Origin of the sequence: Streptomyces sp. 184 (assembly GCF_045781775.1) — a bacterium.
Lineage (GTDB): Bacteria > Actinomycetota > Actinomycetes > Streptomycetales > Streptomycetaceae > Streptomyces.
Genome location: NZ_CP123230.1, coordinates 665,001 through 676,949 on the forward strand (window position 1 = coordinate 665,001; position 11,949 = coordinate 676,949).

Genomic DNA, 11,949 nt, shown 5'->3' on the forward strand with positions numbered 1-11,949 from the left:
TTTGAAGAATGAGCCTGCGAGTTAGCGGTGTGTAGCGAGGTTAACCCGTGTGGGGTAGCCGTAGCGAAAGCGAGTCCTAGCTGGGCGAGTGAGTTGCACGCTCTAGACCCGAAGCGGGGTGATCTAGCCATGGGCAGGGTGAAGCGGCTGTAAGAGGTCGTGGAGGCCCGAACCCACCAGGGTTGAAAACCTGGGGGATGACCTGTGGTTAGGGGTGAAAGGCCAATCAAACTCCGTGATAGCTGGTTCTCCCCGAAATGCATTTAGGTGCAGCGTCGTGTGTTGCTTGCCGGAGGTAGAGCTACTGGATAGGCGATGGGCCTTACCGGGTTACTGACCTTAGCCAAACTCCGAATGCCGGTAAGTTGAGCGCGGCAGTGAGACTGCGGGGGATAAGCTCCGTGGTCGAGAGGGAAACAGCCCAGAGCATCGACTAAGGCCCCTAAGCGTATGCTAAGTGGGAAAGGATGTGGAGTCGCAGAGACAACCAGGAGGTTGGCTTAGAAGCAGCCATCCTTGAAAGAGTGCGTAATAGCTCACTGGTCAAGTGATTCCGCGCCGACAATGTAGCGGGGCTCAAGCGTACCGCCGAAGTCGTGTCAGCAGCACAATAGCTCTAACGGGTGTGTTGTTGGGTAGGGGAGCGTCGTGTGCCGGGTGAAGCCGCACTGTAAGGTAGTGGTGGACGGTTCGCGAGTGAGAATGCAGGCATGAGTAGCGATACACACGTGGGAAACGTGTGCGCCGATTGACTAAGGGTTCCTGGGTCAAGTTGATCTGCCCAGGGTAAGTCGGGGCCTAAGGCGAGGCCGACAGGCGTAGTCGATGGATAACCGGTTGATATTCCGGTACCCGCTGTGAAGCGCCAAACATCGAATCAGGTGATGCTAAGCCCGTGAAGCCCCCTTGTTGATCCTTCGGGTGATGCGGGGTGTGGTGGAGCCGGTGATCCGAGCTTGTAGTAGGTGAGTGATGGGGTGACGCAGGAAGGTAGTCCAGCCCGGGCGGTGGTTGTCCCGGGGTAAGGGTGTGGCCCGTTGTGCAGGTAAATCCGCGCAACATTATGGGTGAGACCTGATGCCGAGCCGATTGTGGTGAAGTGGATGATCCTATGCTGTCGAGAAAAGCCTCTAGCGATGTTTCATGGCGGCCCGTACCCTAAACCGACTCAGGTGGTCAGGTAGAGTATACCGAGGCGTTCGGGTGAACTATGGTTAAGGAACTCGGCAAAATGCCCCCGTAACTTCGGGAGAAGGGGGGCCGCTTCCGGTGATGGCCTTTACGGTCTGAGCTGGGGGTGGCCGCAGAGACCAGCGAGAAGCGACTGTTTACTAAAAACACAGGTCCGTGCGAAGCTGTAAGGCGATGTATACGGACTGACGCCTGCCCGGTGCTGGAACGTTAAGGGGACCGGTTAGTCACTCTTCGGGGTGGCGAAGCTGAGAACTTAAGCGCCAGTAAACGGCGGTGGTAACTATAACCATCCTAAGGTAGCGAAATTCCTTGTCGGGTAAGTTCCGACCTGCACGAATGGCGTAACGACTTCTCGACTGTCTCAACCATAGGCCCGGTGAAATTGCATTACGAGTAAAGATGCTCGTTTCGCGCAGCAGGACGGAAAGACCCGGGACCTTTACTATAGCTTGATATTGGTGTTCGGTTCGGCTTGTGTAGGATAGGTGGGAGACTGTGAAGCGGCCACGCCAGTGGTTGTGGAGTCGTCGTTGAAATACCACTCTGGTCGTGTTGGATGTCTAACCTGGGTCCGTGATCCGGATCGGGGACAGTGTCTGGTGGGTAGTTTAACTGGGGCGGTTGCCTCCTAAAATGTAACGGAGGCGCCCAAAGGTTCCCTCAGCCTGGTTGGTCATCAGGTGGTGAGTGTAAGTGCACAAGGGAGCTTGACTGCGAGACTGACGGGTCGAGCAGGTGCGAAAGCAGGGACTAGTGATCCGGCGGTGGCTTGTGGGAGCGCCGTCGCTCAACGGATAAAAGGTACCCCGGGGATAACAGGCTGATCTTCCCCAAGAGTCCATATCGACGGGATGGTTTGGCACCTCGATGTCGGCTCGTCGCATCCTGGGGCTGGAGTCGGTCCCAAGGGTTGGGCTGTTCGCCCATTAAAGCGGCACGCGAGCTGGGTTTAGAACGTCGTGAGACAGTTCGGTCCCTATCCGCTGCGCGCGTAGGAGTCTTGAGAAGGGCTGTCCCTAGTACGAGAGGACCGGGACGGACGGACCTCTGGTGTGCCAGTTGTTCTGCCAAGGGCATGGCTGGTTGGCTACGTTCGGGAGGGATAACCGCTGAAAGCATCTAAGCGGGAAGCCTGCTTCGAGATGAGGACTCCCACCCCCTAGTGGGGTTAAGGCCCCCTGTAGACGACGGGGTTGATAGGCCGGATCTGGAAGCCCTGTGAGGGGTGGAGGTGACCGGTACTAATAGGCCGAGGGCTTGTCCATAGCTGCTTGCGTCCACTGTGTGGGTTCTGAAACAACAACCCGCCCACATTCCATCCGCCACCACCGCATGTGTGGTGTGGGGTGGTGTGGGGGTGTGTTTCATAGTGTTTCGGTGGTCATAGCGTTGGGGAAACGCCCGGTCTCATTCCGAACCCGGAAGCTAAGCCCGACCGCGCCGATGGTACTGCATGGGGGACCGTGTGGGAGAGTAGGTCACCGCCGAACAATTCGTTCATGAGAGCCGTCCCGAACGCTTCGGGGCGGCTTTCGTGCGTTACGGTGGCCGATATGAGCGGCCGTGCGCACCTGATGTGGGACCAGGCAGTCACCGGCTACGACTTCGGTCCCGAACACCCCATGGATCCCGTTCGGTTGGCGCTGACGATGCGCCTCGTCGAGGAGTTGGGGCTCGACAAGGCCGCCGACGTCGTCGCGGCGCCCGCGGCCGGCGACTCGACGCTGCGGCTTGTGCACCGGCAGGACTACATCGACGCCGTGCGCCAGGCGTCCGCGGCGCCGGAGGCGGCGGATCCGTCGTACGGACTCGGGACCGTGGACGATCCGGCGTTCGCGGGGATGCACGAGGCGTCCGCGTTGATCGCGGGGCAGTCCGTGGCGGCGGCGGAGGCCGTGTGGGAGGGGCGGGCTACGCATGCCGTGAACTTCGCCGGCGGGCTGCATCATGCGATGCCCGGTGCCGCTTCGGGGTTCTGCGTCTACAACGATGCGGCGTTGGCCATCGCGCGGCTGCTGGAGCTGGGCGTAGAGCGGGTGGCGTACGTGGATGTGGACGTGCACCACGGGGACGGCGTCCAGGCGGCGTTCTGGGACGACCCGCGGGTGCTGACCGTGTCCGTCCACGAGCACCCCAGCACGCTCTTCCCCCAGACCGGTTGGCCCGAGGAGACCGGTGGGCCCGGGGCCGAGGGGCAGGCGGTGAACGTGGCCCTGCCGGCCGGGACCGGGGACGCGGGGTGGCTGCGGGCGTTCCATGCCGTCGTGCCGGAGCTGTTGGGGGCGTGGCGGCCCCAGGTGCTCGTGTCGCAGCACGGGGCGGACACGCATGCCGAGGACCCGTTGGCGCATCTCGCGGTCAGTCTGGACGCGCAGCGTGCGGTGATGGAGACCTGCCACGCCCTGGCGCACGAGCAGGCGGACGGGCGTTGGCTGGCCCTCGGCGGGGGCGGGTACGCCGTCGTGGACGTCGTGCCGCGCTCCTGGGCGCATCTGTGCGCCGTCGCCGCCGGCCGCCCCGTTTCCCCGACGACCGAGGTGCCGGAGAGCTGGCGGGCCGAGGCGCTGCGGCGGACCGGGCAGCAGGCCCCATACCGGATGACCGACGGGCGCGACGCCTCGTGGGCGGACTGGGAGGCGGGGTACGACCCGGCCTCGCCGGTGGACCGCGCGGTGCGTGCCGCGCGGCGGACGGTCTTCCCGGCGCACGGGCTGCTGCCCTGAGGAGCCGGCCCTGACCGCACCCGCTGCTTCCTTGTGGGCGAAATATTCGCGAAGCCGCCCGTTCCGCCCGTAAGTGGGGCCAGAGTGGGGCGGGTGTTGACCGAAGCGCCCTTGTTGCGTACGCATCTGCTGGCAACGGGAATCGCCGGGCCGGTGGCGACGAGCCGCGACAAGAGCCTCCGCAGGTACCAGCAGTTCGCGGCCCGCGACCCCCGGGTGCTGCTCGGCCTCGAACCGGAACGCGACTGGTCGGTGGCCGAGTTGCTGCGGCTCATGGCCGAACGCTGCGGTACGAGCGGGGATCCGGGCCGGATCTCGGGCACCGAGGTCATCGATCCGGACCGCACCATCGCCGCCCTGCACGCCTTCGCGGAGCGGCTGGGCGGCGCGGCGCGAGACGGTGAGGCGGTGCTGTTCGGGACCGGTCATCCCGACCGCCTCCTCGGCTTCTACGCCCCCTTGGCTGCGGCGCTCTCGGCGGCTGGGTGCGTTGTTCTCACCCCTGGTGAGGGCAGAGATGTCGACATAACGACCCGATTCGGCGTACGTACATACCGCCTCAACTACCCCGGGAGTGTTGCCGTTCTGGGCGACCCGGACCCCTCTGCCGGGCCTGCCACCAGGGGGGTCCATACTCACTCTCCGCTTCCCCTGCGTGCGGCACTCGGTGCCGCCGCGGCCGCGGGCGGGCCGCTGCCCGGGCTGGTGGTGGGGGACCACGGATGGGCCTGCGGGGCTGGTCAGTTGGGCATCGAGGCCATCGGTCTGGCGGACGCCGACGACCCGGCACTCTTCGTCGCCCAAGCGGAGGGCCGGGTGTCCGTTGTGGTGCCTCTTGATGACGCTGTGCAACCGGACAGCTACGGGCCGGTGGCGGACTATGTGCTCAATCACGCCTGTCTGTCACTGTAGTCCTGCGATCGCTACTCCTCTTCCCCACTTGCATCACCCGCCCCTAATCTGGGGAGGAGCGCGCATGCGAGGAGGAGGCACCGGAGGGGAAGCCGGTGTCCGTCATGTGCGGAAGGTTCAGGTGTGTCATGGCTGCAAGCGATAAGCCTCTCAACGAGGTTGTGTTCCTGACCGTGGCTGAAGTAGCCGCGGTGATGCGAGTGTCCAAGATGACCGTGTACCGGTTGGTGCACAGCGGCCATCTTCCGGCGATCCGGGTGGGGAGGTCCTTCCGGGTGCCGGAGCAGGCCGTGCACGAATACCTCCGCGAGTCGTATGTGGGGGTGGAGTCCGCCTGACGGATCCGACTGGTTGCACCCTCGATTACGTCAATCCAGTTCGCCCGGGTAGGCTTGGGCCCCTGTAAGACGTGTGGGCCCTTGCCCGCCCACCCCGACGGAGAGAAGTGAGCGAGGGTACCCGTGGGCTCTGTGATCAAGAAGCGGCGTAAGCGGATGGCTAAGAAGAAGCACCGCAAGCTGCTGAAGCGCACGCGAGTGCAGCGCCGCAACAAGAAGTAGCGGTAGCCCGCACCCGTCCCGCCGTTCATCCGCCTACCCGGCGGGTGGACGGCGGTTGTGCGTTGTACTGCGGGTACGGTGGGTCGAGCGTGCGTACGGGCAGGGAGAGGAAGGCGAACGCCAGTGGGCAGGACCGTGCTCGTCACCGGTGTCGCCCGCCCCCTCGTCGGGCGCCTGGTCCGCCGGCTGCTGCGCGAGCCGGACGTCGACCACGTCGTCGGCGTGGACGCGCGGCCTCCCGAGCACGGGCTCGGCGGCGCCGATTTCGTACCCGCGGACATCCGCCATCCCGTGCTCGCCCGGATCCTCGTCGAGCACGGCATCGACACCGTGATGCACATGGACGTCACCGGCACCCCGCTCGCCCGCGGCGGCCGGGCGGCGATCAAGGAGAACAACGTCATCGGGTCCATGCAACTGCTCGGTGCCTGCCAGCAGGCGCCGCGCGTGCGCCGGCTCGTCGTGAAGTCCACCACCAGCGTGTACGGATCGGCGCCCCGCGACCCCGCCGTGTTCACCGAGAGCACGCCGCCCAAGGCGCTGCCCAGCGGCGGCTTCGCGAAGGACGCGGTGGAGGTCGAGGGGTACGTGCGCGGGTTCGCCCGGCGCCGCCCGGACGTCGCGGTGTGCGTGCTGCGGTTCGCCAACATCCTGGGCCCGCGCGTGGACACCCCGCTCGCCGAGTACCTGGCGCTGCCGGCGCTGCCCACCGTCCTCGGCTACGACCCGCGGCTCCAGTTCGTCCACGAGGACGACGTCATCGACGTGCTGCTGCTCGCCGCCGGCGAGCCGCGGCGCGGCACGATCAACAGCGGCACCTTCAACATCGCCGGCGAGGGCGTGCTGCTGCTGTCCCAGGCCGCCCGGCGGCTCGGGCGGCCCACGGTCCCGGTGCCGCTGCCCGCGGTGACGTGGGTGGGCTCGGCGCTGCGGTCGGCGGGGATGACGGACTTCTCGCCGGAGCAGATCCGGCTGCTGACCCACGGCCGGGTCGTGGAGACCACGCAGATGCGCGAGTTGCTGGGCTTCACCCCGGAGTACTCGACGGTGGCGGCGTTCGCCGATTTCGCCGCCGGGCGGGGAGCCGGGCTGGTGCCGCCGCGTGAGGTGCGGCGGGCCGTCGACGCGGTCGGCGAGCTGCTGGGGCTGCCGGGCGTACGGACCCCGGCGAAGGCGGACGGCGCTGCGAAGGAGCCGGTGCACGATGGCTGACGCGAAGGTGATCCCGTTCGACGACGACCGCTCCCGCGGCGGCGGCAGGCCGCGTCGCCGGCCGAACGCCGGCCGGCCGCGGCGCGGTGACGGCGGCGGAACGGGCGGGGAGGCGGCGCTCTCGGCGCTGCCCGGCGCGCAGGGGGCCGCGGACGACGAGGGTGCGGAGCGTACGGACGCGGGAGAAGCGCGGGACGACACCGCAGGCGAGGCCCGGGCCGCGTCAGCGGGCCGTACGGCACCGCCGGGAGCCGAGGCCGCCGACGCGGTCGCCGCGGCGCTACAGAGCGCTCTCACGGCCGCGTTGCCGCGGCTCCTGGGCGGCGGCTGGGAGCGCAGGGCCGCCGACGCGCTGGGCTTCCTGCGGCGGCGGCTGACGGGCGACTACGAGGTCGACGAGTTCGGCTTCGACGCGGACCTCACCGACCAGGTGCTCGTGCCGCTCTTCCGCCCGGTCTTCGAGAAGTACTTCCGGGTGACGGTCAAGGGCGTCGAGAACATTCCCGACACCGGCGGCGCGCTCGTCGTCTGCAACCACTCCGGCACCCTGCCCTGGGACGGGCTGATGGCCCAGATCGCCGTACGCGACCACCACCCCGCCGACCGCCATCTGCGGCTGCTCGCGGCCGACCTGGTGTTCATGATGCCGTTCGTCAACCAACTGGCGCGCAAGGGCGGGCACACGCTGGCCTGCGCCGACGACGCGGCGCGGCTGCTCGCGCGGGGCGAGGTCGTCGGCGTGATGCCGGAGGGCTTCAAGGGCATCGGCAAGCCGTTCGCCGATCGGTACAAGCTCCAGCGCTTCGGCCGCGGCGGCTTCGTCTCGACGGCGCTGCGGGCGGGGGCGCCGATCGTGCCGTGCTCGATCGTCGGGGCCGAGGAGATCTATCCGATGATCGGCAACGCCAGGACGGTGGCGCGGCTGCTGGGGCTGCCGTACTTCCCGCTGACGCCGACGTTCCCGTGGCTGGGCCCGCTGGGGGCCCTGCCGCTGCCGACGAAGTGGACGATCGAGTTCGGCGAGCCGATCCTCACGGACGGCTATCCGCCGGAGGCGGCGGACGACCCCATGCTGATGTTCAACCTGACGGACCAGGTGCGCGAGACGATCCAGCACACGCTGTACAAGCTGCTCGTCGAGCGGCGCTCGGTCTTCTTCTGACCGGAGCGCTGCCCCGTACCGCGCCGGGCCGCGCCCCGGCTACTCGTCCTCGCCGAAGTCGAGGCCCAGGTCGGGCAGGGGCAGCAGCGGCGGGAGCGTGATCTCCGGCTTCTTCTTGCCGGGGTCCTGCTCCGCGGGCGACGTACTGCTGCCGCCGCTCTCCCGGTCGCCCGAATCGTCGTCGTCAGGCAGAACGCCGCCGATCAGGCCGTCCTCGCCGACGAGCCCGCCCTCCTGGGTGGCGCTGGGCTTCGGCTCGCCGTCGTCGCCGACCTCGCCGTCGGCCGTGGCGGTGGACGACGGGGCGGGCTCGGCCGGGTCGGTGTCGGTGCGCGAGCCCCCGGTGCCCGCGGTGCCCGGTGCGGTGCCGCCGGGGGTGGAGTCCTCCTCCGGGCCGGGCAGCAGCGAGGACAGCGGGGCGACGTCCTGCTTTATGGCGTCGAAGACCGAGCTGACCTCGTCGCCCAGCTCGCCCAGCTCCGCGGGGAGCTGCTCGCGCAACTGCTGCCAGCTTCGCTCGTGCTTCTGCGAGAACGCGGAGAGGGTCTGCATGGGGCCGAGCGAGCCGTCCTCGTCGTACGCGTCGCGCAGCAGCTTGCGGCCTTCGCCGGCGTCGTGCCGTACGTTGTCGAGGGCTTCGCGGACCTCGTTCATCGACTCCGCGTCGAGGTCGCCGGCCCGGCCGCGCTCCATGAGGCGCCGCGCCTCGTTCAGCCGGGTGGACGCCTGGTCGAGGTAGACGCGACCGCGCTCGGTGTCACCGTCGGCCCAGCCGCGGCGCAGGTCCTCCATGCCGCGCTTGAGGCCGTAGAGGGTGTCGCCGGGGAGGGCGTCGGAGCTGACCGCGGCGGCGGCGCTGAACGCGCCGGCCGCGACGCCGACGCCGACGCCGCCGATGGCGACGCCGCGCGAGAGGCGGGAGCGCGGGCGCAGCCGGGACAGCGGGCCGGCCGCGCGGTGGGCCCCGCGCTTGCGGGGTGCCGGGATGAGGGGCGCTTCGGTGCTCTCCGCGGTGTCCTCGGCGAGCATCGCCTCCATGGCGGCGATGAGCTGGGTCCGCTGAACGGTCTTGACCTCGGGGTCGAGGGTCGGACCGGGCACCGAGGCGAGCTGTCCCGCGAGGCCCAGCAGCCGCGCCTGCTCGGGGTCTGCCGCCAGTGCTTCCGCCTGCTGCGCCCGAGACTCCTCATCAAGGGCCTGGGCGAAGGCGTTGGCCCGCCGGTGTGCCGATACGGAACCGATCACGGGCGGCACCTCCTGTCGACTCGGGGTCTCTGTGTGGGACTCCCCATCCCGCCCGCATAGTTGTACTCCTTGACCCGTTTCACCTGAAGGGGTGAGACGGGGTGGACAACTCGCGACGGAAGAAGCCCTGCTACCCCCTCAACGACGGGCAGGGCAGTCGGGTTACGCGGTGGCGTTGATAGTACTTCGGCCGGCGGAGGGGGCCCGGGTATCGCGGGAATCAACGGTGATCGCTTCCCGTCAGCGGGCGTCGTCCGGCAGCAGCCGCGCCAGAGTGCGCACCGCCCGGTACTGGAGCGTCTTGATCGCGCCTTCGTTCTTGCCCATCACCTTGGCGGTCTCGGCCACCGACAGGCCCTGGAGGAAGCGGAGGGTCACGCACTCCTGCTGCTGCGGGTTGAGCTTGCGCACGGTCTCCAGCAGCGCGGTGTTGGAGAGCGACTCCAGCACGGAGTCCTCGGGGCTGCGCTCGGTCTCGCTGGGGTCCAGCATCTCGCCGGTGGTGACCTCCAGGCGGAACCGGCTGGACTTGAAGTGGTCGGCCACGAGGTTGCGCGCGATCGTCACCAGCCAGGCGCCGAAGTCGCGGCCCTGCCAGGTGAACGTGCCGATGCGGCGCAGGGCGCGCAGGAAGGTCTCCGAGGTGAGGTCCTCGGCCGTCGCCCGGCCGCCGACGCGGTAGTAGATGTAGCGGTAGACGGTGTCGGCGTACTGGTCGTAGAGCCGGCCGAACGCCTCGGTCTCGCCGGACTGGGCGCGCTCGACCAGGTCCATCATGCGGCGGCTGTCGCCGGTGGAGGGCTGGCTCTGCCTCGTCTGCCTGCCGCTGCGCTCCCGGGTGCCCGCTCCGCCGGCCTGCCGGCGTCTGCTGCCGACGGCGGCGCTGCCGTCGGTGAGGGCGTAGGCGGGGCCTGCGGCCTGGCCGGCGGCGGGACTCGCGGCGGGGCCGGCGACGGCCAGGGCGGGCGACAAGAGGCGCAGTTGCTCGATTACCTGCGCGCGCAGCGTAGCCAGTCCTGAGGCGTCAACCCCGACGTATGGGTACACGGGACTCCCAGAGGCAGTGCTTCCATCACGTTCAGTGCGGGACCGTTGACCGACGTAGGTATGTGCGGGCACCGGATTGCGTCTGAGGAGAATAACGCTTCGTGTCGGGCGCGCTACCTCCAGTTGCTCAAATCACCGTTTCCGTCCGATCTGTAGCCTATTGACGACTCCTCAAGTATCGGCCGTCGGATTGAGTTTGATCGGTAAGTGACACGAACTGCCTGGTTCACGGGCGTGTTGTGGGTTTCCCGGAGTAATCGGTCACGGGTACGCTGTCGGCGCCCCGTTGACGGCGGGGCCGGCGGTGCTGCCCGGGGGGTGCCATCGGTGCGCCCGATTCAGCGGCGGCGGCGCTGGAGGGCGGCGGCCGCGGCCGCGCCGCCCGCCACCGCCCCGACGCCCGCCGCGGCCGGGATGCCGACCTTCGCCGCCTTGCGGCCGGTGCGGTAGTCGCGCAGCCGCCATCCGTGCTCGCGTGCGTGCTTGCGCAGCCGCCCGTCGGGGTTGATCGCGTACGGGTGGCCGACGAGCGAGAGCATCGGGATGTCGTTGGCCGAGTCGCTGTACGCGGCGCAGCGCGCCAGCTCCAGCGTCTCGGCGGCGGCCAGGGCCCGTACCGCCTCGGCCTTGGCGGGGCCGTGCAGCACCTCGCCGACGAGCCGGCCGGTGTAGACGCCGCCGGCGGACTCCGCGACCGTGCCCAGCGCGCCGGTCAGGCCGAGCCGGCGGGCGATGATGGTCGCGGTCTCGACGGGGGCGGCGGTGACGAGCCACACCTTCTGGCCGGCGTCGAGGTGCGCCTGGGCGAGCGCGCGGGTGCCGGGCCAGATGCGTTCGGCCATGTACTCGTCGTAGATCTCCTCGCCCATCTCCATGAGATCGGCGACGCGATGGCCCTGCACGATGGACAGCGCGCTGGACTGCGCGTCCTCCATGTGCCCGGAGTTCTCGGCGCCGGCGAGGCGGAAGTACGCCTGCTGCCAGGCGAACCGGGCGAGGTCACGGGTGCGGAAGAACTTGCGCTTGTAGAGCCCGCGGCCGAAGTGGTAGAGCGCGGCGCCCTGCATGATCGTGTTGTCGAGGTCGAAGAAGGCCGCCGCGTGCACGTCGCCGTGGACGGGGAAGTCCGGCTCGTCTTCTTCTTTTGCCGCCCCGACGCCCGTCGTGACGCCTTCGGCGAGGGCGGCTTCCGCCTCCGCCAGGGTGGCGTGCTCCAGCTCCTGCGACGTCTTGCGCGCCACCTCCGCCGCGGCCTCGCCGGCCACCACGCTGCGCGCGGTCGCGCGGCGTCTGCGGGTGAGCCATGCGAATGCGGCCATGCCGATGAGCATAACGGTGCCAGGCGGGCCAACCGGAGTCGAGGGGGAGGGGCCCCGGGGGCGCCCGCGTGAACTCCCGGTTGGTTCCTGCCCGACTCTTTACGGCTCCTGCTCGGCCGCGTTCGTTCTTCGCTTTTCTCTGCCTGCGATCTGTCCGAGTCTGTTCCCTTCGGGGCGGCTCCGTACGCCCGTGAAGGGCGGCACAATCGATGACATGAGCCTGCTGCGACGTAAGACCGCCGCCTCCGCGCCTGCCTCCGCGCCCGCCGCCGACCGCACCGTGACGCTGATCGGCAAGCCCGGCTGCCATCTGTGCGACGAGGCGCGCGAGGTCGTCGTCGCCGTCTGCGCGGAGCTGGGCGCCGGCTGGGAGGAGAAGGACATCACCCGGGACGAGGAGCTGTACCGGCGCTACTGGGAGCAGATCCCGGTGGTCCTCGTGGACGGCGAGCAGCACGACTTCTGGCGGGTCGACCCGGAGAGGCTGCGGCGGGCGCTGCGGTCGTGAGCCGCGGGGTGACGCCCGTCACTTTGCCCGGACAAAGCGGACACCATCTTTGTGCACGCGTTCACAA

At 68.7% G+C, this 11,949-nt stretch carries 10 protein-coding genes and 2 rRNA genes (1 of these 12 cut by a window edge); 9 read left to right on the forward strand and 3 right to left on the reverse strand.

Features of this window, described 5'->3' with window-relative positions:
- The 8 genes from QBL21_RS02795 to QBL21_RS02830 form a co-directional block, all read left to right on the forward strand.
- Positions 1 to 2,459, forward strand: a 23S ribosomal RNA gene (locus tag QBL21_RS02795); it begins 670 nt to the left of the window's first position.
- A gap of 108 nt (positions 2,460 to 2,567) precedes the next feature.
- A 5S ribosomal RNA gene (gene rrf / locus QBL21_RS02800) occupies positions 2,568 to 2,684 on the forward strand.
- A gap of 63 nt (positions 2,685 to 2,747) precedes the next feature.
- Positions 2,748 to 3,917, forward strand: coding sequence for an acetoin utilization protein AcuC (locus tag QBL21_RS02805; RefSeq protein ID WP_407560363.1), 1,170 nt, complete (start codon positions 2,748 to 2,750; stop codon positions 3,915 to 3,917).
- A 93-nt stretch (positions 3,918 to 4,010) separates the two neighbouring features.
- Positions 4,011 to 4,829, forward strand: coding sequence for a phosphatase (locus QBL21_RS02810; protein ID WP_407560364.1), 819 nt, complete (start codon positions 4,011 to 4,013; stop codon positions 4,827 to 4,829).
- A 128-nt stretch (positions 4,830 to 4,957) separates the two neighbouring features.
- Positions 4,958 to 5,167: a helix-turn-helix domain-containing protein gene (locus tag QBL21_RS02815; RefSeq protein WP_158691643.1), complete on the forward strand. Its 210-nt coding sequence runs from the start codon at positions 4,958 to 4,960 to the stop codon at positions 5,165 to 5,167.
- Positions 5,168 to 5,290: 123 nt separating this feature from the next.
- Entirely contained in the window at positions 5,291 to 5,389 is a 99-nt protein-coding gene (locus tag QBL21_RS02820) for a 30S ribosomal protein bS22 (protein ID WP_003948845.1), read from the forward strand.
- Positions 5,390 to 5,512: 123 nt separating this feature from the next.
- Entirely contained in the window at positions 5,513 to 6,601 is a 1,089-nt protein-coding gene (locus tag QBL21_RS02825) for an NAD-dependent epimerase/dehydratase family protein (RefSeq protein ID WP_407560365.1), read from the forward strand.
- Entirely contained in the window at positions 6,594 to 7,763 is a 1,170-nt protein-coding gene (locus tag QBL21_RS02830; RefSeq protein ID WP_407560366.1) for a lysophospholipid acyltransferase family protein, read from the forward strand. Before QBL21_RS02825 ends, QBL21_RS02830 begins: the two co-directional genes overlap by 8 nt.
- Before the next feature lie 39 nt (positions 7,764 to 7,802).
- On the opposite strand, the gene QBL21_RS02835 is transcribed toward QBL21_RS02830, so the two are convergent.
- The 3 genes from QBL21_RS02835 to QBL21_RS02845 form a co-directional block, all read right to left on the reverse strand.
- Entirely contained in the window at positions 7,803 to 9,008 is a 1,206-nt protein-coding gene (locus tag QBL21_RS02835; protein WP_407560367.1) for a DUF5667 domain-containing protein, read from the reverse strand.
- Between the two features lie 240 nt (positions 9,009 to 9,248).
- A complete protein-coding gene (locus QBL21_RS02840) occupies positions 9,249 to 10,055 on the reverse strand; it encodes an ECF subfamily RNA polymerase sigma factor, BldN family (RefSeq protein ID WP_407560368.1) in 807 nt (268 codons plus the stop codon).
- Between the two features lie 338 nt (positions 10,056 to 10,393).
- The gene (locus QBL21_RS02845; protein WP_407560369.1) at positions 10,394 to 11,386 is read right to left on the reverse strand and encodes an HAD family hydrolase; all 993 of its coding nucleotides are present in this window, start codon (positions 11,384 to 11,386) and stop codon (positions 10,394 to 10,396) included.
- A gap of 202 nt (positions 11,387 to 11,588) precedes the next feature.
- Between QBL21_RS02845 and QBL21_RS02850 the strand changes: the two genes are divergently transcribed.
- Positions 11,589 to 11,882, forward strand: coding sequence for a glutaredoxin family protein (locus QBL21_RS02850; protein ID WP_407560370.1), 294 nt, complete (start codon positions 11,589 to 11,591; stop codon positions 11,880 to 11,882).
- Positions 11,883 to 11,949 lie beyond the last annotated feature (67 nt).